Annotated in this window: 19 protein-coding genes; 5 read left to right on the forward strand and 14 right to left on the reverse strand. The window is 63.5% G+C overall.

Going from position 1 to position 23,817, the window contains the following annotated elements; all coding sequences use genetic code 11:
- Positions 1-251: 251 nt before the first annotated feature.
- Positions 252-1,589: an aspartate aminotransferase family protein gene (locus ABLV52_RS11575; protein ID WP_032455038.1), complete on the reverse strand. Its 1,338-nt coding sequence runs from the start codon at positions 1,587-1,589 to the stop codon at positions 252-254.
- Positions 1,590-1,769: 180 nt separating this feature from the next.
- Between ABLV52_RS11575 and ABLV52_RS11580 the strand changes: the two genes are divergently transcribed.
- Positions 1,770-2,534 carry an SDR family NAD(P)-dependent oxidoreductase gene (locus ABLV52_RS11580; protein ID WP_023288749.1) on the forward strand — a complete coding sequence of 255 codons (765 nt, stop codon included), beginning with the start codon at positions 1,770-1,772 and terminating at the stop codon, positions 2,532-2,534.
- A gap of 53 nt (positions 2,535-2,587) precedes the next feature.
- On the opposite strand, the gene ABLV52_RS11585 is transcribed toward ABLV52_RS11580, so the two are convergent.
- Genes ABLV52_RS11585 through ABLV52_RS11600 form a run of 4 tightly spaced genes read right to left on the reverse strand, consistent with a single transcriptional unit; the run spans position 2,588 to position 5,562 of the window.
- Positions 2,588-3,349, reverse strand: coding sequence for an amino acid ABC transporter ATP-binding protein (locus tag ABLV52_RS11585; protein WP_023288748.1), 762 nt, complete (start codon positions 3,347-3,349; stop codon positions 2,588-2,590).
- Complete coding sequence (locus ABLV52_RS11590) at positions 3,342-4,007, reverse strand: ABC transporter permease subunit (RefSeq protein ID WP_004885631.1); 666 nt, start codon at positions 4,005-4,007, stop codon at positions 3,342-3,344. The genes ABLV52_RS11585 and ABLV52_RS11590 overlap by 8 nt, the downstream gene beginning before the upstream one ends.
- 14 nt (positions 4,008-4,021) lie before the next feature.
- The gene (locus tag ABLV52_RS11595) at positions 4,022-4,663 is read right to left on the reverse strand and encodes an amino acid ABC transporter permease (RefSeq protein ID WP_002893187.1); all 642 of its coding nucleotides are present in this window, start codon (positions 4,661-4,663) and stop codon (positions 4,022-4,024) included.
- A 47-nt stretch (positions 4,664-4,710) separates the two neighbouring features.
- Complete coding sequence (locus ABLV52_RS11600) at positions 4,711-5,562, reverse strand: transporter substrate-binding domain-containing protein (RefSeq protein ID WP_022631237.1); 852 nt, start codon at positions 5,560-5,562, stop codon at positions 4,711-4,713.
- A 240-nt stretch (positions 5,563-5,802) separates the two neighbouring features.
- On the opposite strand from ABLV52_RS11600, the gene ABLV52_RS11605 reads away from it, so the two are divergent.
- Positions 5,803-7,266: a PLP-dependent aminotransferase family protein gene (locus ABLV52_RS11605; RefSeq protein ID WP_023288747.1), complete on the forward strand. Its 1,464-nt coding sequence runs from the start codon at positions 5,803-5,805 to the stop codon at positions 7,264-7,266.
- On the opposite strand, the gene ABLV52_RS11610 is transcribed toward ABLV52_RS11605, so the two are convergent.
- Positions 7,263-8,597 carry a PLP-dependent aminotransferase family protein gene (locus tag ABLV52_RS11610; protein ID WP_044521504.1) on the reverse strand — a complete coding sequence of 445 codons (1,335 nt, stop codon included), beginning with the start codon at positions 8,595-8,597 and terminating at the stop codon, positions 7,263-7,265. The genes ABLV52_RS11605 and ABLV52_RS11610 overlap by 4 nt on opposite strands.
- Positions 8,598-8,721: 124 nt before the next feature.
- Between ABLV52_RS11610 and ABLV52_RS11615 the strand changes: the two genes are divergently transcribed.
- A complete protein-coding gene (locus ABLV52_RS11615; RefSeq protein ID WP_032429109.1) occupies positions 8,722-9,630 on the forward strand; it encodes a DMT family transporter in 909 nt (302 codons plus the stop codon).
- Between the two features lie 34 nt (positions 9,631-9,664).
- Here ABLV52_RS11615 and ABLV52_RS11620 read toward each other — a convergent pair whose 3' ends face one another.
- The 6 genes from ABLV52_RS11620 to ABLV52_RS11645 all read right to left on the reverse strand — a co-directional run bounded on the left by ABLV52_RS11620 (position 9,665) and on the right by ABLV52_RS11645 (position 16,607).
- A complete protein-coding gene (locus ABLV52_RS11620) occupies positions 9,665-10,933 on the reverse strand; it encodes a Zn-dependent hydrolase (RefSeq protein WP_060589589.1) in 1,269 nt (422 codons plus the stop codon).
- A 97-nt stretch (positions 10,934-11,030) separates the two neighbouring features.
- Positions 11,031-12,041 (reverse strand): ABC transporter ATP-binding protein, encoded by a 1,011-nt coding sequence (locus ABLV52_RS11625; protein ID WP_104466582.1) that lies wholly within the window; start codon positions 12,039-12,041, stop codon positions 11,031-11,033.
- A complete protein-coding gene (locus tag ABLV52_RS11630; protein ID WP_048334323.1) occupies positions 12,031-13,068 on the reverse strand; it encodes an ABC transporter ATP-binding protein in 1,038 nt (345 codons plus the stop codon). Before ABLV52_RS11630 ends, ABLV52_RS11625 begins: the two co-directional genes overlap by 11 nt.
- A 3-nt stretch (positions 13,069-13,071) precedes the next feature.
- Positions 13,072-13,965 carry an ABC transporter permease gene (locus ABLV52_RS11635; RefSeq protein WP_023288741.1) on the reverse strand — a complete coding sequence of 298 codons (894 nt, stop codon included), beginning with the start codon at positions 13,963-13,965 and terminating at the stop codon, positions 13,072-13,074.
- A 2-nt stretch (positions 13,966-13,967) separates the two neighbouring features.
- Complete coding sequence (locus tag ABLV52_RS11640; protein ID WP_023288740.1) at positions 13,968-14,921, reverse strand: ABC transporter permease; 954 nt, start codon at positions 14,919-14,921, stop codon at positions 13,968-13,970.
- Positions 14,922-14,939: 18 nt separating this feature from the next.
- The gene (locus tag ABLV52_RS11645) at positions 14,940-16,607 is read right to left on the reverse strand and encodes an ABC transporter substrate-binding protein (RefSeq protein WP_023288739.1); all 1,668 of its coding nucleotides are present in this window, start codon (positions 16,605-16,607) and stop codon (positions 14,940-14,942) included.
- A gap of 326 nt (positions 16,608-16,933) precedes the next feature.
- Here ABLV52_RS11645 and ABLV52_RS11650 point away from each other — a divergent pair, with 326 nt between their 5' ends.
- Both ABLV52_RS11650 and ABLV52_RS11655 read left to right on the forward strand, forming a co-directional pair.
- Positions 16,934-18,049 carry a YbdK family carboxylate-amine ligase gene (locus ABLV52_RS11650; protein WP_348890405.1) on the forward strand — a complete coding sequence of 372 codons (1,116 nt, stop codon included), beginning with the start codon at positions 16,934-16,936 and terminating at the stop codon, positions 18,047-18,049.
- A 47-nt stretch (positions 18,050-18,096) separates the two neighbouring features.
- Positions 18,097-18,816, forward strand: coding sequence for a phosphodiester glycosidase family protein (locus tag ABLV52_RS11655; protein WP_348890406.1), 720 nt, complete (start codon positions 18,097-18,099; stop codon positions 18,814-18,816).
- A 769-nt stretch (positions 18,817-19,585) separates the two neighbouring features.
- Here ABLV52_RS11655 and ABLV52_RS11660 read toward each other — a convergent pair.
- Positions 19,586-22,678, reverse strand: coding sequence for an efflux RND transporter permease subunit (locus ABLV52_RS11660; protein ID WP_060589585.1), 3,093 nt, complete (start codon positions 22,676-22,678; stop codon positions 19,586-19,588).
- 13 nt (positions 22,679-22,691) lie between these two features.
- Entirely contained in the window at positions 22,692-23,771 is a 1,080-nt protein-coding gene (locus ABLV52_RS11665) for an efflux RND transporter periplasmic adaptor subunit (RefSeq protein ID WP_348890407.1), read from the reverse strand.
- Between the last annotated feature and the right edge of the window lie 46 nt (positions 23,772-23,817).

Below are 23,817 nucleotides of genomic sequence, written 5' to 3' on the forward strand. Positions count from 1 at the left end.
CCCGGGGGTACAGGGGGCGGCGGCGACTGGCCGCCCCCTGTGCGCTCCCTGCGCCGTAAGAGACATAACGCAGAAAATTAACCGGGAGCGCAATCTGCCCGGAATTGACATAACGCAGACGATTAGCCGGGAGCGCAAACTACGCTGAAGCCACAGATAACATAAAAAACCACACGGCAGCGCTTCCCCTCCCCCTGGCCCTCTCCCGGAGGGAAAGGGAACCGTCCGGCGGTCGCTTCCGCTACCCTCCCCTACTTCGCCAGGCTGGCAAAGCGGGCGAAGACCGCATCAAAAATCCCCAGCCCCTGCGCCACCTGCTCAGCAGTAATGGTGCACGGCGGTACCACATGAATGCGGTTCTCCACCACAAAGGCCAGCAGCCCGGCTTCGGTCAGGGCCCCTTTGATCGCGGCCATGTCGGCGGCGGTCAACGGCGTTTTTTGTTCACGGCTGCTCACCAGCTCCAGCGCCTGAAACAGGCCGCGACCGCGCACCTCGCCGATAATGGCGTGCTTCTCCGCCAGCGCCTCGAGACCGGGGCGCAGCACCTCGTTGCCGATATAGGCCGCGTTCTCAACCACCTTCTCCTCTTTCATCGCGTCGATGGTGGCGACAATCGCCGCCATCGCCAGCGGATGGCCGGAGTAGGTCAGCCCCCCGGCAAAGAAGTGATCGTCAAAATAGCGGGCAATCGGCTCGCTAATCAGCACCCCGCCCGCCGGCACGTAGCCGGCGTTAACCCCCTTGGCAAAGGTCACCAGATCTGGCACCACGCCATCCTGTTCAAAGGCGAACCAGCTGCCGGTACGACCAAAGCCGGCCATCACCTCATCGAGGATCAGCACGATGCCAAACTCGTCGGCCAGCGCGCGCACGCCCTGCATATAGCCTGCCGGCGGCACGAGGATCCCGGCGGTGCCGGGGATGGACTCCAGCAGGATCGCCGCGATAGCCGTCGGCCCCTCGCATTCAATGATCCGCCGCAGATGGGCCAGCGCGCGCTGGCACTCCTCCTCCTCGGTCGCAGCGTTGAACTCGCTGCGGTAAAGGTAAGGATTGAAGAAATGCACATGGCCGCGGGAAAACTCATTCGGCACCCGGCGCCAGTCGCCGGTGGCGGCGATCGCGCTGCCGGTGTTGCCATGGTAGGAGCGATAGGCCGACAGCACCTTGTCGCGTCCGGTATACAGCCGCGCCATGCGAATCGCGTTCTCATTGGCATCCGCCCCGGCGTTGGTGAAAAATACCTTGCTGAAGCCCGCCGGCGCCAGGTCGACGATGCGCTTCGCCGCTTCGCCGCGGGCAAGGTTGGCGGTAGCGGGCGCGATGGTGACCAGGGTCTCCAGCTGCGCCTTCATGGCCGCCAGCACCCGGGGATGTTGATAGCCAATGTTGACGTTCACCAGCTGGCTGCTGAAGTCGAGCCAGGTGTTCCCCTCATAATCCCATAGCTCGCAGCCTTGCGCCCCGGCGATGACCAGCGGGTTGAGATTGCCCTGCATCGACCATGAATGAAACACATAGGCGCGATCCAATTGCCGAACTTCGTCATTGCTTACCGCGACCTCGTTGTGAATTGCCAGCTTCATACCCTGCCCTCTCTCATGTCGTAGTGGTTGACTTCATCATTGGCCGCGGCCGCGCAAATCGGATAGAGCCAGTGTGCGCAAAACGATGTGACACGGTGTCACATCCCCGCCCGTCGTCTGGCCCTGTGCCTTGCCGTCCGGCGTTTTTATAGTGAAGGGACAACCGCACAGGAGAATGAGATGGCAACGAGCAACGTAGTGTTTATCACCGGGGCGACCTCGGGTTTTGGCGAAGCGGCAGCGCAGGTGTTTGCCGATGCGGGCTGGTCGCTGGTGTTGAGCGGGCGCCGCTATCCGCGACTGAAGGCCTTGCAGGACAGACTCGCCGCCCAGGTGCCGGTGCATATTATTGAGCTTGACGTTCGTGACAGCGAGGCGGTGGCTGCGGCGGTGGCGTCGCTGCCCGCCGATTTCGCCGATATCACCACCCTGATCAACAACGCCGGGCTGGCGCTGTCGCCGCTGCCGGCGCAGGAGGTGGCGCTGGAGGACTGGAAAACGATGATCGACACCAACGTCACCGGTCTGGTGACGATGACCCACGCCCTGCTGCCGACGCTGATCCGCCATGGCGCCGGGGCGAGCATTATCAATATCGGCTCGATCGCCGGGCAGTGGCCCTATCCCGGCAGCCATGTCTATGGCGCCAGCAAGGCCTTTGTAAAACAGTTCAGCTATAACCTGCGCTGCGATCTGCTTGGCACCGGCGTGCGGGTCACCGATCTGGCGCCGGGGATTGCCGAGACCGAATTTACCCTGGTGCGCACTAAGGGCGACCAGGCGGCATCGGATAAGCTCTATCGCGGCACCACGCCGCTGAGCGCGCGCGATATCGCCGAGCAGATGTTTTATATCGCCACGCTGCCGGCGCATATGAACATTAACCGGGTGGAGGTGATGCCGGTGCGCCAGGCGTGGCAGCCGTTCGCCATCGACCGGGATTAAGCGAAACCCGACGCTCCCCCTGCCGGCGCTGCCGGCAGGGGGCACAGGCCGGTCTAGCGGCTGCTTTGCAGAAACTGCCTGACGCGTTCGGAGTCAGGTTGCGTGAAAAACTTCTCCGGCGGCGCCTTCTCAATCAGCAGCCCCTTCTCCAGAAACACCACCTCATTGGACACCTGGCGGGCAAAATCCATCTCGTGGGTCACCACCACCATGGTGTAGCCCTCGGCGGCAAGGGCTTTCATCACCCCTAACACTTCGTTCACCAGCTCCGGATCCAGCGCCGAGGTCGGTTCGTCAAAGAGGATAACTTCCGGCGACATCGCCAGCGAACGGGCGATCGCCACCCGCTGCTTCTGCCCGCCGGAGAGGGTGATCGGGTAGACATTGGCTTTGTGCGCCATGCCGACTTTCTCCAGCTGCTGCATGGCCATGGCCTGCGCCTCGTCTCGTTTCATGCCCTTAACGCGCAGCAGCGCCTCGCTGACGTTCTGCTGCACGGTCAGGTGCGGCCACAGGTTAAAACTCTGAAAGACCATCCCCACCCGCTCGCGAATTTTCGCCAGCTGGCGGTGCGACATCGCCCGGCCGCGCTGCTCATCAATCCCCAGCCGCTGACCGCCGATATGAATTTCGCCGCGGTCCGGCTGTTCCAGCCAGTTCATACAGCGCAGCAGGGTGGATTTTCCCGACCCGGACGAGCCGAGAATACTCACCACGGTCCCCTTCTCCACCGTCAGGTTAATATCCCGCAGGACTTCCACATTATCGAACTGCTTGGAGACGTTTTTGACGCTTACGGCAATAGACTCAGGCATGGCTCATTCCTCTTTTGGCTCCCCAGGCGGTCAGGCGCTTAATCAGCAGCTCCAGCAGAATGCTGATCGCCCAGTAAAGCCCAATGGCGACGATAAAGGCGTTAAACGGAATAAAATAGGTCGCCTGGACGCTGTTGGCGGCGGCGGTGATCTCCTGAACGGTAATAATGCTCAGGAAAGCGGTGTCCTTCAGGCAGATAATCAGCTGATTGCCGATCAGCGGTAAGGCGGAAGAGACGATATTGGGTAAAATAATCCGCCGAAAAATGGCATAGCGAGAAAAGCCCTGAGCAATGGCGGCTTCAATATACCCGCCGGAAAATACCCGCCGCTGGCTGCGCAATATTTCAAAAAAATAGGCGCCATGATAAATAATCAGGGCCAGTAAACCGGCGGTCCACGGCTCCATGCTAATACCGAGCTGCGGCAGTCCGTAATACAGCAGATAGGCGAGGATCAAAAAAGGGATCGCGCGCATCAGGCTGACGAAACCAATGATAACCCGGTTAAGGACTTTCTTTTGATATTCACTCAAATAGCACAGCGCAATACCGATAATAAGGGCCGCGAGGGCGGCGGTAATAAACAGTTCGAGGGTCGCGAATAACCCGGCAATAAAGCTATCGCGTACCGACCAGATAACGCCCCACTGATTCATAATACCTCCCGTTGCTAGCGCGCCAGGCGCCTGGCTTTCCGTTCCGCGATCCCCTGCAGCTTCAATAAACAGCCGATGATCGCCACATACAGCAGGCCGGCGGCGAGGATCGGCGACAGCGGCTCGTAGGTGACCGAGGAGATACGGTTGGTCACCCGGGTGAGATCCACCACGCCGATCACGGCGATGGCCGGGCTACCTTTGATCAAAAATGACATCTCATTGACCAGCGCCGGCAGGCTCTCGATCCACATCTGCGGCAGCATGATGTAGCGGAAGTAGGTCCAGCGGCGCATTCCCACCGATTCCGCCGCCTCCCGCTGTTCGCGCGGAAAGGTGCGGAAGGCGTTGCGCCAGATCTCAGCGTTAAACGCCGAGGTGTTAAGCGTCAGCGCCACGATGGCGGCCACGTTCTTGTCGAGGTTAATGCCCATCGTGGGCAGGGAAAGGAACAGAAACAGCACCAGCGTCACCAGCGGCGTCGCGCGGGCCAGGCTGATATAGACCACCAGCAGCTGGTCGATAACCGGCAGGCGCAGCATCCGCACCAGGGCGATCAGCAGCCCCGCCACCACCCCGAAGGCGATAGCGATGGCCGAAATCCAGAGGGTCGTCCATGCGCCTTCGATTAATAACTGCCAGGAAATTGCATCCATGAGGCCCTCCTTCTCAGCAACAGGCGGCGGTCGCCCGCCGCGGAACATTACAGACCGGCAAGCTTATGAAACTGTTCCGGGCTGGTGATCGCCTCGGTGGGCAGGTTGTCATAGGTTTCGCCAAACCACTTTTTCTGCAGCTCGGCGAGCTTGCCGGTCTCCTTCATGTGGTTCATAAACTTGGTCATATAGGCCAGCAGCTGCGGCGAGTTTTTCGGGATCGGCCACGCCATATAGCCCGGTCCGGAGACGGCCAGCCCTTTGGCGAAGACCTTCGGTTTGGCTTTCGCCAGGTCGTTTACCGAGATCACCACGTTAATCACGTAATCCAGCCGCTTATTCGCCAGGTCGGCGTAGGCTTCCGGATAGGAGGGGTACTCCACCACCGGCCCCAGCTTGCCGCCGGTCTTCTCCAGCATCGCCTTCAGCTCCGGCAAACGCGCCAGCAGCGCGCTGCCCGCCTGCACGCCCACTTTTTTGCCGCTGAGATCGGCAATGGTGTTTAGCGAGGTATCGCCAGCGCGTTTGACGAAATAGTGCTGCGCGGAGGCCCACGGCGGGGTGAAATCAAAGACCTTCAGCCGCTCATCGGTAATAACCGCCCCGGTCAAGGCCATATCGTATTGTCCGGTGGAGACGGCCGCTAATAATCCGGTCCACGGTAATATGCTCTGGTCGACATGAAATTTGGCGTATTTACGTAACTCCTCAAGCATATCTTTGTTAAAGCCATCGGCCTGACCATTATTCATAAAGTTAAATGGCGCATAATCATCTTCCGTCGCCACTTTCAGGGTGCCGGATTTTTCTATTTCCGGCAGATCGGCCGCGACGGCGTGATAAGAAAAAGCAACCGTTAATACAGCGCTCAGACACATTGATGCCAATGATTTTTTCATTATTTCACCCCTGATGGATGGGCCAGACGGGTTCATTCCAGAACGCGAAAAGGTTTATGCAAAATAGAGGCCGGGAGGTTCCGGTCCGCGGCGGCTGAATGCGTTTTTAATGTGGGAGCGTTTTGCAATTCCGTATAGAGCCAGATGGGCCGCATCGCTGTGTCAGATGGCGGAAGGGTGGTATGGAATTTGCTGAGCTTATGGGGTGGTCGCGATGCGTTATTGCCAGAGGAGCCCCGTATGATCCGTCACCTGTTACACGTTGATTTTGAGCCTGGCCGCGGTTTGCAGGAGCAGGTGCGAGAGACGCTGGTGAATGCCATTCTCAGCGGGATCTTCGCCGCCGACACCCCGCTGCCCTCCTGCCGCCAGCTGGCCAGCCAGCTGCGCGTCTCGCGCAATACCACCGCCCTGGTGTTCGAAAGCCTGGTCAACGAGGGCTATCTGATAAGCCGCCCGCGAAGCGGTTACTACCTGCATCCCGACTATCACGACGCTTCGCCTCCCGCGGTCGAGAGTGCACCGCAGCGCGAAGCGGCTGCACCACGCTGGGGCGACCGGCTGCAGATGACCCCCAGCCAGCAGGAGTCGATCCTCAAACCGGCGGGCTGGATGCACTACCGCTACCCGTTTATCTACGGCCAGCCCGATACCCGGCAGTTCCCGCTGGCTACCTGGCGCTCGGCGGCCAACTGGCTGCACGGCGGGGTGCGCGATCCGGCGTGGGTGGTCGACCATATTGACCAGGATGTGCCGATGCTCATCGAGCAGATCCGCACCCGGGTGCTGCCCAAGCGCGGCATTGTCGCCGCCCCGGACGAAATTCTCATCACCCTGGGCTCGCAAAACGCCCTCTACCTGCTGACACGGCTGCTGCTCTCTTCCACCACCCGCATTGGCGTCGAAAACCCCTGCTTTCGCGAAGCCATCAACACCTTTCTGCTCGCCGACGCCGAGGTAGCGCCGCACCCGGTGGATGAAGAGGGGATCGTGCTTAATGAGCGTCCCTGCGATTACTACTATGTCACCCCCGGCCACCAGGTGCCCACCGGTGTGGCGATGAGCAGCGCGCGCCGCCGCCAGCTGCTGGAGCATGCCGCCCGCCATGACGCGGTGATCATTGAAGATGATTATGACTCGGAGAGTAACTTTACCCAAAACCCGCTGCCGGCGCTGAAGGCCAGCGATCGCAGCGGCCGGGTGGTGTATGTCAGCAGCCTGTCAAAGGCGCTGTCGCCGGGGCTGCGGCTGGGGTTTATGGTCGCCGACCCGGACCTGATCGACGAGGCGCGCGCCCTGCGCCGGCTGGTCTATCGCCATCCGCCGACCAACATTCAGTACCAGATGGCCCACTTCCTCGCCCAGGGCCATTATGAAACCCATCTGCGGCGCTACCACTACGACTCCGCCCAGCGCTGGGAGCGCCTGCACGCCGCCCTGCAGCGCTACCTGCCGTCGTGCCGCGCGCTGGCGGGGAGCGAACACGCTAACGCCTTCTGGCTGCAGACCCCGGCGCAGATCAACACCCAGCAGCTTACCTGGCGCGCCGCCCACGCCGGCGTGCTGATTGAGCCCGGGGCGCGCCATTTTCTCAACGCCGCGCCGCCGGATAACTACTTTCGCATGGGATTCCACGCCATTAACCCCGACGCCATCGCCCGGGGGGTGGAAGTCCTGCGCGGCCAGCTGGAGCAGATGGGTTAGCGGGATTGCTCATACTCGACGGCATCGCGCACGTTGAGCAGCGCCGGGCGCAGGCTGTCGAAAGGCACCGAACCGAGCGCGATGCGCAGCGCCTGTGGGATCGTGGCGGAGACGCAGAACGGCTCGGCGGTCGACACCGAAATACGGCGTTCCATCAGCGCATTCGCCAGCCGGTCGGCCCGGCTCTCTTCGCCCAGCGGCAGCCAGACAAAGTACGAATCGGGATGACTCACGACGGGAAGGCCGCAGAGCACCTCGCGGGCCACCTGCTGCCGCTGTCGCGCATCCTGTCGTTTCTGCGTTTCAAAGCGGGCCACCGTGCCATCTTCAATCCAGGCGCAGATCAGCGAGCTTATCAGCGTCGGCGTATTCCACGTCGTGGCCCGGATGGCGCGCTCAATCTCCGGCCGATAGCGCGGCGGAGAAATCACCACCCCCACGCGCAGTCCGGTGGCGATATTTTTCGAAAATCCGGTGACATACACCGTTCTTTCCGGCGCATAGCTGACCACCGGCGGCGGCGGACGGCTCACCAGCCGGGCGTAGGCGGCATCTTCGATAATCAGCAGATCGTGCTGGCGCGCGAGGTCGGCCAGCGCCTGCCGCTGCCCGGCGTTGAGCACCCAGCCCAGCGGATTGTGCAGCGTCGGCATGGTATACACCGCCCGCACCCGCCGCTGCTGGCACAGCGTGTGAAGCGCCTGCAGGTCCGGCCCCTCGGCCCGACAGGGGATCGCCGCCAGCTCCAGATGATAGAGCGCCGCCAGCACCTTGAAGCCCGAATAGGTCAGCGCATCCACCGCCACCACATCCCCCGGACGTAACAGCCCCATAACGGTCACCGCCAGCCCGTGCTGCGCGCCGTTGACGATCAGGACATTTTCCGCGTCCGGCGCAAAGTGCCGGCAGGTCAAATGGCGGGCGATGATTTCCCGCTCGGCGAGCCGCCCGGCGTGAGGCTGATAGCGCAGATGCGAGTCAATATCGCCCGCCATCGCCAGCTGCCTGAGCGCCTCGCGCAGCGCATCGCCCTGCGCCGGCAGCGAAGGGTAGTTGAAGTTAAGATCCACGACGTCGGCGGCCACCACCTGCTGGTCGACCCCATGCCCCGGCGGCAGCGAGAGGTCCCGCACGAAGGTGCCGCGCCCGGTTTCGCCACTGACCAGCCCCATCTCCTCCAGTTCACGGTAGACGCGCGTGGCGGTGGCCAGCGAGAGGCGTTCCTCGGCGGCCAGGGTACGGTGCGTCGGCAGACGGGTGCCGGCGGGCAGCTGCCCGCTGCGGATCGCCTGCGCGTATCGGTCGACAACGGCTTTGTATCGGGCTTTCATCGTGAAATGTATCTATGACAATAATTTGATTGTATCAGATTGGCCACATTACCATCGCCGCTGACGATGCTCAAGCGGGCGCAACCCAATCAGATAACGCGAGGTTAACGTGGTAGATTCAACACTGGATAAATCGGCGCCCGGCCCCTGGTCCGGATGGCTTCATGGTTTACTGGGGGTGATCATTTTCAGCGGTTCGCTGCCCGCGACGCGGCTGGCGGTGCAGGATATGGATCCGTTGTTATTGACCTTTCTGCGCGCCTCCATCGCCGGGCTGCTTGCCGTCGCCCTGCTGGTCGGCTTTCGTCAGAAACGCCCGCGCCTGGCGCAGCTTGTGCCCCTGATCATCGTCTCATCCGGGGTGGTGATCGGCTTTCCCCTGCTCACGGCGCTGGCCCTGCAGCGCATCACCTCAGCGCATTCGATTGTGTTTATTGGCCTGCTGCCGCTGATGACCGCCCTCTTCGGCGTACTGCGCGGCGGCGAACGTCCGCGGCGGGCTTTCTGGATCTTTTCGCTGCTGGGCAGCCTGCTGGTGATGGGATTCGCCCTGACGCAAAGTGCGGCGGCGTCGCTCAGCGGCGATCTGCTGATGCTGGCGGCGGTGATCGCCTGCGGCCTCGGCTATGCGGAAGGGGCAAAGCTGACCCGGGAGCTCGGCGGCTGGCAGGTGATCTGCTGGGCGCTGGTGATAGCCCTGCCGTTGATGCTCCCCGCCTCGCTGATGGTTCAGCCCGCCTCCTGGCGCGCCATATCGACCTCCTCCTGGGCCGCGCTGGGCTATGTGTCGCTCTTCAGCATGCTGATTGGTTTTATCTTCTGGTACAAAGGGCTGGCCGCGGGCGGGATCGCCGCCGTCGGCCAGCTCCAGCTATTGCAGCCGTTCTTTGGGCTTGGCCTGTCGGCGGCGCTGTTGCACGAAACCGTTAGCCCCTTGATGCTGGCGGTCACCCTCGGGGTAGTGCTGTGCGTGGTGGGCTCGCGCAAATTTGGCCGCCAGCGGGTTGGCGCAGGGAGCGGGAGCCGCGCCTGACCTGACGCGTCGCCCCGCCGGGGAAGATGACCGCCTACACCGGCCGGGCGTACTGGAGCATCACCTGCAGCAGCACGTTGGCCCCGGCGGCGACGTGCTCCGGCGAGGCATACTCCATTTCGTTATGGCTGATCCCGTCCTTGCAGGGAATAAAAATCATCCCGGTCGGCGCCAGATAGCTCATATACACGGCGTCATGCCCGGCGCCAGAGACAATCGGTCGCGCCGGGTAGCCCAGCCGCTGCGCGGCATCAGCAATGGCCTGCTGGCATTCGCCATCGAACGGCGCCGCCGGATAGTGGCTCACCTGCTTCAGGGCCACCTGCAGACCGCTCTCCCGCTCAACCTCCGCGATAAACGCCCGCAGCTGGCGATCCATTTCATCCACCAGCGCATCGCTGAGATTGCGCATATCAATGGAGAAGGTGACCTCCCCGGGCACCACGTTGCGGCTGTTGGGCCACACCTGCACGCTGCCGACGGTGCCGCGTCCCTCTTCGCTGCGCCCGGCAATGGCGACCACCTCCTGCATAATGCGGGTCGCCACCTGCAGGGCATCCTGACGCAGGCGCATCGGCGTGGGTCCAGCGTGCGACGCCTGGCCGGTCACCACGCAGTCGTACCAGCGGATCCCCAGCACGCCCTGCACGATACCGATGGTTTTCGCTTCATCTTCGAGAATCGGTCCCTGCTCAATGTGCGCCTCAAAATAGGCGCCGATGGGATGCTCTCCCGGGGTCTGCTCGCCGATATAGCCGATCTGCGCCAGCGCCTCGCCGACGCTGACGCCCTCTTTATCCGTGACGGCCCAGGTCTCCTCCAGCGGGAAGACCCCGGCAAAGACCCCGGAGCCCATCATCACCGGCACGAAGCGCGACCCCTCTTCGTTGGTCCAGAACACCACCTCAATCGGCGCCTCGGTGGCAATCTGCCGATCGTTGAGCGTGCGCACCACCTCCAGCGCCGCCAGCACGCCGTAGTTGCCGTCAAATTTGCCGCCGGAGGGCTGGGTGTCGATATGGCTGCCGGAGACGATGGGCGGCAGGCTGGGGTTGCGCCCTTCCCGGCGCATAAACACATTGCCGATTTTATCGATGGTGACGCTCATCCCGGCCTCCCGCGCCCAGCCAATCACCCGGTCCCGCCCCTGGCGGTCGAGGTCGGTGAGGGTCAGACGGCGGCAGCCGCCCTTCGGCGTGGCGCCGATCTGAGCAAGGTCCATTAACGACGCCCACAGGCGGTCGCCATTGATGCGCCAGCGGGTGGTGTCGGTGGCGGGGGTAAAAAGTACATCACTGCTCATGGTGGTCTCCTGACATCAAGGTCGCCGCCAGCGCAACCGGCGGTGGAAAATAAGGCATCAGCGCCTGGCCTTCATCTGTAGAGTGTGTTGCCGTCGGTCAGACGGCCAGGGCCTGCGCGTGGGCGTCAATCGCCAGCTCGCGCCAGCGGTGGCAACTCACCGTGTGGCGCTCCGCTGCGGCCTCCGTCGGCGGCAGGCTCTGCTCGCAGACCGGGCGACGGTGCGGGCAGCGCTCGGCAAAGGCGCAGCCGGGGGGCAAGCGCGCCAGATCCGGCGGCGCGCCGGGAATGCATTGCAGGGCATCGCCTTTCTTGAGCCCCTCTTTCGGCCGGCTGCCCAGCAGCACCCGGGTATAAGGATGGCGCGGGTGGCGCAGGATCTCGCTCATGGCGGCCTCCTCAACGATCCGCCCGGCGTACATCACCGCCACCCGGTCGGCAATCTCCACCGCGGCGCCGATGTCGTGGGTCACAAATACGATCGACAGCCCGCGCTGCTTTTGCTGCTCGCGCAGCAGGATCAGGATCTGGATTTGCACCGTGGCGTCGAGGGCGGTGGTCGGCTCATCCGCCAGCAGCAGCTGCGGGTTACAGGAGAGCGCAAGGGCGATCATCGCCCGCTGGCGCATCCCGCCGGACATCTCGTGCGGGTAAGCCTCCAGCCGCCGTTCGGGGCTGGGAATGCGCACCTGGCGCAGGGCCTCCAGCGCCCTGTCCCGGGCCGCCTGGCGCGACAGCCCTTCGTGGCGGCGCAGTCCTTCTATAATCTGCTGCCCGACGGTGTAGACCGGATCGAAGGCCAGCAGCGGCTCCTGAAAAATCATCGCGCAGCGCCCGCCGCGGTAGCGCCGCAGCTGGCTGGCGTTCATCGTCAGCACCGCGTCGTCCCCCACCCGCAGGGTGCCGGAGAGCTCACTGCTCCCCGGCGGGTGCAGGCGCATCAGCGCCCGCAGGGTCACGCTCTTGCCGGAACCCGACTCGCCAATCAACGCCATCACCTCCCCCTTTTGTACGTCAAAGGAGACCCCGTTGACCGCGTTGATGGTCTGTCCGTCGCGGCGAAAGACGACCCGCAGGTCGCGCACATGGACAAAGGCGTTATGCGACATGGCTGACCTCCTTAAGAGGGATGCTCTGATGCCAGGGCGAGGCCGGCTGCGCCATCAGGCAGGCGCTCTGGTGCCCCTCCCCGACCGCCTCCAGCCGCGGTTTCACCTCGGCGCAGACCGCCTTCGCGTGTGGGCAGCGGGTGTGAAAGCGGCAGCCGCTCGGCGGCGCGATGGGGCTGGGGGGATCGCCGCTCAGCGGCGAGGTCAGGGTGCGGTTTTGCGGATCCATGGAGGGCATGGAGCTTAACAGCGCCCGGGTATAGGGATGGGCGGAGGCGGTAAACAGCTGCTCCGCCGGGCCGATCTCCACCACTTCGCCAAGGTACATGACGAGGATCCGATCCGACAGCCAGCGCACCACGTGCAGATCGTGGCTGATAAACACATAGGTCAGCTCGAGGGTCCGCTTCAGCTCCTGCAGCAGCTGCAGCACCTGAGCTTCCACCGATTTATCCAGCGCCGACACCGCTTCATCAAGAATCACCAGCCGCGGCTTCATCGCCAGCGCGCGGGCGATATTCACCCGCTGCCGCTGGCCGCCGGAGAGCGCATGGGGATAGCGGTCGGCAAAGCGCGCCGGCTCAAGGCCAACGTGCGCCAGCAGATAGCGGGCGTATTCGCTGGCCTCTCTGGCGCTGACGCCGTGGACGCGCTGGCCGAAGGCGATGCTCTCCTCCATGGTCAGGCGCGGATTGAGCGAGGCATAGCTGTCCTGGAAAACCATCTGCACCTGGCGACGGTAGGCTTTCAGCGGCAGACGCGACGAGCCGACCCCCAGCCCGTCGAAGATCAGTTCGCCGCTGTCCTGGGTGAGCAACTGCATCAGCAGCCGGGCGGTGGTCGATTTGCCGCAGCCCGACTCGCCGACCACCCCCAGGGTTTCGCCTTTCATCACCGTGAAGCTGATATCGTCCACCGCCTGGACCACCTCCCGGCCTTTGCCGCCGCGGAAGTACTTCAGCAGGTGATTGACCTTCAGCAGCGGCTGCGCCGGCCCGCCGAGGTCGATATTGGTAAAGGGTTGCATCGCTTACTCCTTAATCGCCATTGCCGCACGCAGGCGGTCCGCGAGGATATTGAACGAAATGGAGGTGATAAAAATCATCAGGCCCGGCAGGGCGGCCACCCACGGCTGGGTATAGATTGCCGTGCGCAGCGTATTGAGCATCAGCCCCCACTCGGGCTCCGGCGGCCGCACGCCGAGGCCGAGAAACGACAGGCCGGAGGCGAGGATCATGCACACCGAAATCAGTCCGGTGGAGAAGACGAAGATCGGCCCGAGCACGTTACCCAGCACCTGGACGCGGATAATGGTCAACGCGCTGGCGCCGGTGGCCCGGGCGGCATCGATATAGTCCATATGCCGTACCTGGGCGGTCACGCTCTCGGCAATCCGCGCCACCTGCGGGACAAACACCAGGGTCAGCGACAGCAGCGCATTACCGATGCCCGCCCCCAGCGCCCCCGACAGCGCAATCGCCAGCAGGACCGAGGGAAAGGCATAGAACACATCCACGGTGCGCATGATCAGGGTATTGATTTTGCCGCCCATGTAGCCAGCGATGATCCCGATGGCGCCGCCGATAAAAAAGGCGAACACCACCGGGACAATCCCCATAAACAGCGACAGCCGGGTGCCGAGGATCAGTCGTGACAGCATGTCGCGCCCCAGCTCATCAGAGCCCAGCGGGAAGCCGTCGCTGCCGATGGGCTTCAGGCGCAGGAACATCGACGTTTGATAGGGGTCTTTGACGATAAGCCACGGCCCGAACAGCGCCAGGGCCAGCAGAACGAGAATGATCGCGCCGACGAATACCCCGCCCGGATCGCGCAGCAGGCGGCGCAGCACGCCGCGCCAGTAACCTTGCCGGGAAGCGTTGGCCGGCGCGGCCGGGACCGCTTTCGTCGTTGCCGTATCCACCATGGTCAGCTCCTCTTAATGCGCGGGTCGAGGGTGGTCTGCAGAATATCCACCAACAGGTTGAGCAATACGAAAAACAGCGCCAGCACCCAGATGGTGCCCTGCAGCAGGGGCAGGTCGCGCTGAAAAATGGCGGTGTTGAGCAGCAGTCCGGTTCCCGGCCAGGAGAAGACGGTCTCCACGAGGATCGAGCCGCCCATCAGATAGCCCACCTGCAGCCCCATCACCGCCAGCGCGGTTGGCGCGGCATTTTTCATGACGTGGACAAAGATGCGCGACTCGTTGAGCCCGCGAGCGCGCAGGCCGACGATGAACTCCTGGCTGAGGATATCGGCGACCTGCGAGCGCACGGTGCGGGCGATAATCCCGGTCGGGATCACCGACAGCGTGATGGCCGGCAGCAGCATGAACTGCAGGTGCGCCCAGTCCCATTGCCAGCCCACCTCGCCTATCGGCCCGCCGCCGGTGGCCGGCAGCAGCGCGAACTTGACGCTGCAGAGGATCACCAGCAGCATCCCCAGCCAGTAGTGCGGCACGCTGACGCCAAACACCGACAACACCGAGGCCAGACGGTCAATGACGCTGTTGCGAAAATAGCCGGCGACAAAGCCGAACAGACTGCCGAGGACGAAACCGATCGCCGTCGCCAGCAGCGCCAGGCGCAGGGAGTAGCTTACCGCGGTCATCACCTCGTCTATCACCGGGCGGCCGGTGGCGACCGACATACCGAGGTCGCCGTGCAGCGCCCGCCACAGCCAGTGGATAAACTGCAGGGGCAGCGGCTTATCAAAGCCGTAGGCCTGCATCAACGTCTGGCGCAGCGCCTCCGAGGCGTCCGGCGGCATTACCGACACCAGCGGGTCGCCAGGCGCTATCTGCACCAGCATGAAACAGATCACCGCCACCCCAAGCATGGTGGGGATAGCCAGCAGAATGCGGTATAGCAGCGTATTGATCATCGGTCGCCCCTTTCGCGATTACTCTTTTTTGCTCACCAGACTGAGGTCGATAAACCAGCTCTGCGGTTGCACCACCCCGGTCACCGCGGGCGAAATCGCGCGCGGCCCGACGTCGTGGGCGACAAACAGGAACGGCACCTGATCCACCAGCGCGGCGTGCAGCTCGCCGGCGGCTTTATTCATCGCTTCCGGGGTAAAGGCGTGCTTGACGGCGGCGGCCAGTTTTTCCGTCTCCGGGGTGGAGAAGTAGCCCCAGTTGGTCGCCACCGGCGGAAACGCTTTGGCGGTGGAGAAGCGGATCAGGCCAAAATAGGGATCGTTGACCGCGGCGCTGACGTTGATCGCGTCGATCCCTTTTGCCGAGGGATCCCGGGCGCCCAGACGCCAGTTGGTGAACAGGGTGTTCCATTCCACCACTTTGATATCCACATTGAAGAAGCAGCTCTTCAGGCTCTGCTGGATATACTCGTTCATCGGCAAGGGCTGCATCTGCCCGGAGCCGGAAGCCGAGGTCGCCACCGTGACGTGCAGCGGCTTGCCGGCGCTGTATCCGGCCTCGGTCATCAGCTGACGGGCGGCGTCCGGGTCATATTTGATCTGGAAGGTGGGTTTGCCATGCCACGGGCTGTCGGCCTCGTAGACCCCGGTGGCCTCGGTCATATAGCCGCCGAGGTAGCTCTTCAGCTCGGCGCGGTTCAGACACAGGTTGGCCGCTTTGCGCACCCGAATGTCCTGCCACGGGGATCCTTTTTCAAAGGAGAACTGCCAGGGCCACAGGTGCGGCTGGGTGTTGGCGTAAAGGTGAAAACCCTGAGACTTGATCTGATCGATGGCGTCCGGCGCCGGGGCTTCAATCCAGTCCACCTGCTTCGACAGCAGCGCCGCGGTGCGGGCGTTAGCCTCTGGCAAGGGGATCAGCACCACCTTATCCACCCGGGGAATGCGATCTTTATTCCAGTAGTCGGGGTTTTTCGCGAGGATCAGCTGCTGACGCGGCACCAGCTTCTCCAGTTTGAACGGGCCGCTGCCCACCGCATGGGCGGCGAAGGCGGTCCACGCCTGTTTGCTGCGCGCGGCGCTATCGCCCGCGCTGGCCGGCACCGCGTCATACTGCTTCTGCCACGCCGTGGGCGAGACAATAAACAGGTTGGTGATGTTGTACGGCAGCAGCGCGTCCGGTTCCGAGGTGGTCAGCGCCACGGTGTGATCGTCAATTTTCTCCGCGCCGGCGAGGGTCGGCATCCGCGACAGGGTGTTGCCGATCTGACCCGGGGCGTACTGTGGCGCTGCTTTATTGAGCACCTTATCCACGTTCCAGACGATGGCGTCGGCGTTCACCTCGCTCCCATCATGAAATTTCACCCCCGGACGCAGGGTGAAAATCCAGCGGCGGGTGTTCTGCGGATCGATGTGCCACTCGGTCGCCAGCCCCGGCACCAGACCGCTGGGCTTTTCCCCTTGCGACAGATCCCACTCCACCAGCGCGTCGTACAGCGGGATGCCGGTAAAGCGGTTGCCCTCATAGCCCTGATCCGGCTGGCCGAGGGTCAACGGAATATCCGCGGCGGTCATGGCGATCCGCAGCGTGGAGGCGTTGGCAGGTAAGGCGGCGCCCGCCAGGGCCAGTGCGCCGCTCACCGCCACGGCGAGACGACCGGCACGCGAAAATAACGTCGTTTTGTGCATCACATGATCCCTGTTAAATAAAGTGTCACTGATTAACAGGCAAAATGCGTACCAGCTCTGGTGCGGGCGGAAATAGGCCGAAACCGACCGATAAAATAAGAAGGACTTATATTATCACAATGATAATTATGGGAAAATAATTCAACCTTATTCTGCCGCACCGCCAGCGGGAAATATGTTGCAGAATTGCACCAGTCGCTATATCGCAAAATTTAAATAATCACGTCGCGTCACTTTTTTATGCTTCCCCCTCCCCCGCCGCGGCGTATTCTCCGCCGGGAACAATCCCTTCTATACTTCAGAGAACACATCGACCGGGAGAGACTATGCCTTTAGCCGATTTTCACCGCTCCGATCCGTTTACCCTCGGTATCGAACTGGAGCTGCAGGTGGTGAACCCGCCGGGTTACGACCTCAGCCAGGATGCCTCGACTCTGATTGCCGACGTCCAGCATGAACTGACCGTGGGAGAAGCCAAGCACGATATCACCGAGAGCATGCTGGAGATCGCCACCGGGGTGTGTCGCGACATCAGCCATGCGCAAGCCCAGCTCAGCGCCATCCAGCAGGCGGTCCAGCGCGCGGCGCTGCATCATCATCTGCAGATCTGCGGCGGCGGTTCGCACCCCTTTCATGCCTGGCAGCGCCAGCAGATCAGCGACAATCCGCGCTATGTCAAAACCGTCGAGCATTTTGGCTATCTGGCGCAGCAGGCGACGGTCTTTGGCCAGCATGTGCACGTCGGCTGCCAGAGCGGCGACGACGCCATCTATCTGCTGCACGGCCTGTCGCGCTTTGTGCCGCATTTCATCGCCCTTAACGCCGCCTCGCCGTGGTTCGACAGCACCGACAGCCGCTTCGCCTGTTCGCGCCTCAACCGCTTCTCCTCTTATCCCGACAACGGCCCGATGCCGTGGGTGGCCGACTGGCAGGGGTTTCGTCGCCTGTTCCGCCAGCTGAGCTACACCAGCATGATCGACAGCATGAAGGATCTGCACTGGGATATTCGCCCCAGCCCGCAGTTTGGGACCGTCGAGGTGCGGGTGATGGATACCCCCCTGACCCTCGCCCAGGCGATCCACATCGCCGGCTTTATTCAGACCCTGGCCTGCTGGCTGTTGACGGAGCGTCCTTTTAAGCACCAGTCTGACGATTATCTGCTGTACCCTTTTAACCGCTATCAGGCCTGCCGCTACGGGCTGGACGGGACTCTCACCGATGTGCGCGGCGGGGAGCAGCGCAGCATCCGCCAGGAGATCCTGCAGCTCGCCGACCGGCTGGCCCCTTTCGCCCATCAGCTGAAGGCGACGGCGGCGCTGGAGGCGGTGGTTCGCCAGGCGAAATCGCCGCACAGCGAGGCGCAGCAGATGCGCGAGTTTATCGCCAACGGTGGTTCGCTTTCCGGGCTGGTGCAAAAACACTGTGAGATTTGGGCGGCATAAGGCAGCGAGGCGGGTATACTCGGCGCAGACCATAGAAAGGACCGCCCATGTTATTACGCTGCCTGCTCCCCCTGGCGCTGCTGCCCCTGGCCACCCTCGCCAGCGCCGCCTGTACCCTCACCGACCCGACGCTGACCCTGCGGAGCTATCGGGTGGATGCGCAGAAAGAGCGCATTGCGATGTACTGGCAGGATCGGCACGGCACAGCCTGGGGTTCCCTGCGTTCGCTGCTGGCGGGTATCGATGGCGATGGCCGGGTGCAGATGGCGATGAACGGCGGCATTTACGATAAGGCCTACGCGCCGCTGGGGCTGTATATCGAAGACGGCAAGCGCCTGACGCCGGTAAACCGCTCCGCCGGCGGCGGGAACTTCTTTATCCGCCCCGGCGGCGTATTCCTGGTGGAGAACGGCCGGGCGAAAATCGTGCCGCTGCCGGCGTTTAAACGCTCTCCCGCCATCCGCTATGCGGTGCAGTCCGGCCCAATGCTGATTGAAAATGGCGCTATCAACTGGCGGCTGAAGCCCTCCGCCAGCTCCCGCAAACTGCGCAACGGCGTTGGCATCGATAAGCAGGGCCGGGTGGTGTTTATGCTCAGCGATCGCGAAACCAACTTCTATGATTTTGCCTGCTATGCGCAGTCAAAACTTGGGGTGCGGCAGATGCTTTATCTCGACGGCACCCTGTCGAAGATGTACCGCAAAGGCGGCAGCGTGCCGTGGCAGTATCATCCGTTCGTGACCATGATAACGGTGGAGAGGAAATAGCGGGCGCGTTTGGGGGCGGCCATTCCAGCCAGGAGAGTGAATAAATTAACGACAGGCCGGGCAAGGGATTGCCGCCGTGCCCGATGTCCTTGCCCGGTGGCGCTGCGCTTACCGGGCCTACAAAGTCTGCTCGCTATGGTATGGCCCCTGAAAACTACGGGCGTGCAGCGGGGCCGATTCCCGCTGAAATCGGCTCTCCCCCAGAGGAGAGAGGACCGCCCGGTAGTCGTTGCAGCCCCGGTATACACAGCGGGGCCACGGAGAAAGGCACATACAATTTTTAACGTATATATTCTGATCGCTATGGTATGGCCTCTGAAAACTACGGGCGTGCAGCGGAGCCGATTCCCGCTGAAATCGGCGAACCGGAGGTCGGCAGACAAGGGCTGGCCGCCACGGAGGGCGGCCAGAGGCGATTCGAGACACGACAAAATTGCCGGGAGCAATTTTGAACAGCGCTTGCGCTGGCCCCGCAGGGGCGAGTCCCAGGGATGGGACGAGTAGTATCGAGTTGAGCCGACCGCAGGCGGACGACCGGGAGGTGAGCGTAGTGCGCAGCACCGATTTCTCTGCGGGACCGGGGGGATTGTAAAGGGGGAGACGGTTTTCTCCCCCTTTACCCGTTCACCAGCGAAGGACTACCCTTTTCTGCCAAACGCAACGTGAACGGAAAATTCCCCCTAACCCCGGCTCTCCCCAAAGGGAGAGGGGACCGCCCGGTAGTCGTTGTAGCCTGGGGTATCCCCGTTACCGACCGGTAGCGCCGCGCTTACCCCCGCCGATGCGCCCACTCGCGCATACGCTGAAACAGCACATACAGCGAAGGAATAAACAGGATGCCAACCATCGTCGCCACCAGCATCCCGCTGAACACCGTGGTGCCGATGATCCGCCGGCTCTGCGCCCCGGCGCCGGTGGCGAGCATCATCGGCATGATGCCGATAATAAACGACACCGCGGTCATCATCACCGCGCGGAAGCGGCGGGTGGCGCCCTCGCGCGCGGCGTCGACTATCGACAGCCCCTCCTCGCGCCGGCTGCGGGCGAACTCAACGATCAGAATCGCATTCTTCGCCGCCAGGGCGATCAGCAGCACCAGCCCTATCTGGACATACACATCGTTGGCATAGCCCGCCGTCCACAGCCAGACCAGCGCTCCGCCGATGGCGAACAGCACCGAGAGCATGACGCTCGCCGGCAGCGTCCAGCTTTCATACTGCGCCACCAGGAACAGCCACGCCATCGCCACCGCCGCCAGCACGATCCACACCGCCTGATTGCCGGTCTGCTGCTCCTGCCAGGAGATCCCGCTCCAGGCATAGTCATACCCCGGCGGCAGATGGGCCTGCAAAATCTGCTCCATGGCCGCCATCGCCGTGCGGCTGCTGACCCCCTCGGCCGCTGAACCGCTCACCGACACGGACGGGAACTGGTTGTACTGCTGAATAAACGGCGCCCCCACCGTCGGCGTAATGGTGACCAGATTGCTCAACCGCACCCGCTCGCCGTCGCGGCTGCGGACGTACAGCTCGCTAATCTGCTCAGCCCGCTCGCGCCACTGCATCTCATTTTGCATCACCACATGATAGACACGGTTGTTAAGACTGAAATCGCCGGCGCGCGTGCCGCCGAACGCCGTCTGCAGGCTGCTGAAGATCTGCGCCACCGGCACATCCAGCAGCGCCGCCCGATCGCGGTCGACCGTCAGGGTCAGCTGCGGCACGTTGCTGCTCCAGGTGGTAAATACCCGGCTCAGCTGCGGATGCTGGTTCGCCAGCTGAAGGATCTCCCGCGTCACCTGCTCCAGCTCCGCCGACGACTGACCGGCCTGCGCCAGAATGCGCAGATCAAACCCCGAGGCATTGCCCAGGCCCGGCAGGGTCGGCGGCGCGAAGGTCATGATCGTCGCCTCCGGCAGCGACAGCAGCTGGCGCTGAATATCCGCCATCACCGTATCCAGCGGCGGCCGCTGATGCCAGTCCTTGAGCATCACCGAGATAAACCCGCCGTTAGCGGCGCTAGTGCCGTTGAGAATGTTAAAGCCGGACACCTGAATCACATCCTCCACCGCCGGGTTAGCCGCCAGCAGCTTGCGCGCCTGGGCCATCACCGCTTCGGTGCGCTCCAGCGACGCCGCCTCCGGCAGCTGCACACTGGCAAACAGGTAGCCCTGATCTTCCTGCGGCAGGAAGCCTTTCGGCATCGAGGTGAAGCTGAACGCCACCAGCGCGCCCGCCGCCACCGTCGCCGCCAGCGCCAGCCACGGGCGGCGGTTCATCCACCCCACCAGCCGGCCATAGCCGTCGCGGGTGCCGTCGAGAAGACGGTTAAACGCCCGCCACACTGCCGCCGGCCGGGCGGGTCGCGGGCGCAGCAGCAGCGCGCAGAGGGCCGGGGTCAGGGTTAACGCCACCAGGCTCGACAGGGCCACCGCGGTGGAGAGCGTCACGGCAAACTGCCGATACAGCTCGCCGACGATCCCCGGGAGCAGCGCCACCGGCACAAACACCGCCAACAGCACCAGGGTCGTGGCGATCACCGGCCCGGCGATCTGCCGCAGCGCCTGGGCGGTGGCCTGCAGGCGATCCAGTCCTTCCGCCATTTTGGTTTCGACATTCTCCACCACCACAATGGCGTCATCTACCACCATCGTCAGGGCGAGAATAATCGCGAACAGGCTGAGGGTGTTGGCGCTGTAGCCCAGCAGATAGAGCACCGCAAAGGTGCCGATCAGTGACACCGGGATCGCCAGGGCCACGATCAGCGTCGCCCGCCAGCTCTGCAGGAACAGCGACACCACCACCACCACCGCCAGCAGGGTCAGCGCCAGCGAGACGCCGATCTCTTTGATCGTCGCCGCCACAAAGCGGGTGGTATCGAACTTCACCTCCCAGGTGAGATCTGCCGGAAAGCGAGTGTGCAGGCGGTTAAGCTCCGCGCGCACCGCGCTGGCGACCTGCAGGGCGTTGGCGGTTGGCGTCGGATAGATCCCCAGATAGGCCGACGCTTTACCGTTCAGCTGCGCGCCGGAGCTGTAGCTGCGGGCGCCCAGCTCGATGGTCGCCACGTCGGCGAGGCGCACCAGCTGCCCCTGCGCGCCGCGGCGGAGGATAATCTCGCCAAAGCTGGCCGCCTCGTTCAGACGCCCCAGTCCGTTGATGGTCAGCGTCTGCTGCTGGCCGTTGAACACCGGCGGGGTGCCCACCTGCCCCGCCGCCCCCTGCACATTCTGCTCGCGCAGCGCCTGGGCAACGTCATCCGTGGTGATGTTGAGGGCGTTCATGCGGTCCGGGCGCAGCCAGATGCGCATGCTGTAATCCCGGGCGCCAAACATCTGCACCTCGCCGACGCCGGGCAGGCGGGCCAGCGCCTCGCGCACCTGGGTGCTGGCGTAATTGCTGACAAACAGCGGCGACAGCGTGCCCAGCGGCGAGTAAAGGCTTACCCCCATCAGCAGGTTGCTGGCGCGCTTGCGCACCTGGACGCCATTCTGCTGCACTTCCGCCGGAAGTTGCGCCAGCGCCTGCGCCACCCGGTTTTGCACGTCGATCGCCGCCAGATCGGCATCGGTGCCTGCCGCGAAGGTGATACTCAGGCGGTACGTCCCCTCGTCCGAGCTGGTGGACTCCATATACAGCATATGATCGACGCCGTTGAGCTGGGTCTCCAGCGGGGCGGCGATGGCCTCCGCCACGTCTGACGCGCTGGCGCCCGGCCAGCTGGCGGTGACGTTCACCACCGGGGGCGTGATCGCCGGGTATTGCTCCACCGGGATCAGCTTCAGCGATACCGCGCCGACAAAGGTCAGCAGCAGCGCGATCACCATCGCAAATCGCGGACGACGGATAAAAAAGGTCAGCATCCCCTCTCCTTAGCTAGTTCAGCACCTGCACCGCGGCGCCTTCGCGCAGCCGCTGCGCGCCGTCAGTGATCACCTGCTCGCCCGCCTGCAGCCCTTTCTCGACCGCAAACTGCTGCCCCTGTTGCCCCGCAAGGGTCAGACGACGCTGCCCGGCGGTATGGTCCGGCTTCAGCACCCAGCTGAAAAAGCCCTGCGGATCCTGCTGCACGGCGGCAGCCGGGATCATCACCCGCGACGACAGCTCTTGCGGACGGAACAGGATCGTCACGCTGCCGCCCGGCAGCAGACGGTGCTGCGGATTGGCAAACTCCGCCCGCACCGCCACGCTGCCGGTGCGGGCGTCGATCCGGTTATCGATGGAGGTCAACACGCCGTCGCGCCGTTTGCCATCCACGTCAATTTGCGCCAGCCATGCCTGCTTCAGGGCGTGGATGTCGGTATGCTGGCCGGTTTTGCTGAAAAACGCGGCTTCGTCGAGGGCAAACGACACCCGTACCGGATCGAGCTGCACGATGTCCGCCAGCACCCCGCTGGACGGGTTGACCAGCGTCCCGACGTGAAAGGCGCTGTGGCCCACCCGCCCGGTCACCGGCGCCGCAATCCGGGTATAACCGAGCACAATCTGCTGAGCCTCGACGCGGGCTTTCGCCTGCTGCACGGCGGCGGCGGCGACGTCGCGCTGCATCCGGGCCGTGTCGAGGTCGTTGCGGCTGATGGAGTGGTTGTTGATGAGCCGCTCATAGCGAGTGAGCAGCTGCTGCGACTGGCGTAGCGAGGCTTCGGCGCTTTTCAGCTCGGCCTGCGCCAGGGCCAGCGCCGCGCGGGGCTGCGCGTCGTCGAGGGTAAACAGAAGGTCGCCCTCGGTCACATACTGCCCGTCCTGGAAGTGGCGCTGAACAATCACCCCTTCGGTGCGCGCGCGAATATCGACGGCGCGGATCGCCTCGACCCGCCCGGGGATGGCGCGTTCTTCAGCGTGAGGAGCCCGTTCTACCGTGGCGATGCGGACCGGCACCGCCGGCGCGGCGGTCGCCGTCAGGGCGCTGCCGCCCAGGACGCAGGCCAGCAGCGCAAAGCGAAAGGTGTTAATCATAGAGGATCCTTGCGAAAGTAACGCGCGCCTGCAGCCAGGCGCGCGA

Origin of the sequence: Klebsiella sp. GB_Kp056 (genome assembly GCF_040064755.1) — a bacterium.
GTDB classification, from domain to species: Bacteria; Pseudomonadota; Gammaproteobacteria; order Enterobacterales; family Enterobacteriaceae; genus Klebsiella; species Klebsiella quasipneumoniae.

Coding starts and splice junctions, on each gene's coding strand:
- ABLV52_RS11575 (WP_032455038.1), bottom strand. CDS start 1,589: ATGAAGCTGGCAATTCACAACGAGGTCGCGGTAAGCAATGACGAAGTT.
- ABLV52_RS11580 (WP_023288749.1), top strand. CDS start 1,770: ATGGCAACGAGCAACGTAGTGTTTATCACCGGGGCGACCTCGGGTTTT.
- ABLV52_RS11585 (WP_023288748.1), bottom strand. CDS start 3,349: ATGCCTGAGTCTATTGCCGTAAGCGTCAAAAACGTCTCCAAGCAGTTC.
- ABLV52_RS11590 (WP_004885631.1), bottom strand. CDS start 4,007: ATGAATCAGTGGGGCGTTATCTGGTCGGTACGCGATAGCTTTATTGCC.
- ABLV52_RS11595 (WP_002893187.1), bottom strand. CDS start 4,663: ATGGATGCAATTTCCTGGCAGTTATTAATCGAAGGCGCATGGACGACC.
- ABLV52_RS11600 (WP_022631237.1), bottom strand. CDS start 5,562: ATGAAAAAATCATTGGCATCAATGTGTCTGAGCGCTGTATTAACGGTT.
- ABLV52_RS11605 (WP_023288747.1), top strand. CDS start 5,803: ATGATCCGTCACCTGTTACACGTTGATTTTGAGCCTGGCCGCGGTTTG.
- ABLV52_RS11610 (WP_044521504.1), bottom strand. CDS start 8,597: ATGAAAGCCCGATACAAAGCCGTTGTCGACCGATACGCGCAGGCGATC.
- ABLV52_RS11620 (WP_060589589.1), bottom strand. CDS start 10,933: ATGAGCAGTGATGTACTTTTTACCCCCGCCACCGACACCACCCGCTGG.
- ABLV52_RS11625 (WP_104466582.1), bottom strand. CDS start 12,041: ATGTCGCATAACGCCTTTGTCCATGTGCGCGACCTGCGGGTCGTCTTT.
- ABLV52_RS11630 (WP_048334323.1), bottom strand. CDS start 13,068: ATGCAACCCTTTACCAATATCGACCTCGGCGGGCCGGCGCAGCCGCTG.
- ABLV52_RS11635 (WP_023288741.1), bottom strand. CDS start 13,965: ATGGTGGATACGGCAACGACGAAAGCGGTCCCGGCCGCGCCGGCCAAC.
- ABLV52_RS11640 (WP_023288740.1), bottom strand. CDS start 14,921: ATGATCAATACGCTGCTATACCGCATTCTGCTGGCTATCCCCACCATG.
- ABLV52_RS11645 (WP_023288739.1), bottom strand. CDS start 16,607: ATGCACAAAACGACGTTATTTTCGCGTGCCGGTCGTCTCGCCGTGGCG.
- ABLV52_RS11650 (WP_348890405.1), top strand. CDS start 16,934: ATGCCTTTAGCCGATTTTCACCGCTCCGATCCGTTTACCCTCGGTATC.
- ABLV52_RS11655 (WP_348890406.1), top strand. CDS start 18,097: ATGTTATTACGCTGCCTGCTCCCCCTGGCGCTGCTGCCCCTGGCCACC.
- ABLV52_RS11660 (WP_060589585.1), bottom strand. CDS start 22,678: ATGCTGACCTTTTTTATCCGTCGTCCGCGATTTGCGATGGTGATCGCG.
- ABLV52_RS11665 (WP_348890407.1), bottom strand. CDS start 23,771: ATGATTAACACCTTTCGCTTTGCGCTGCTGGCCTGCGTCCTGGGCGGC.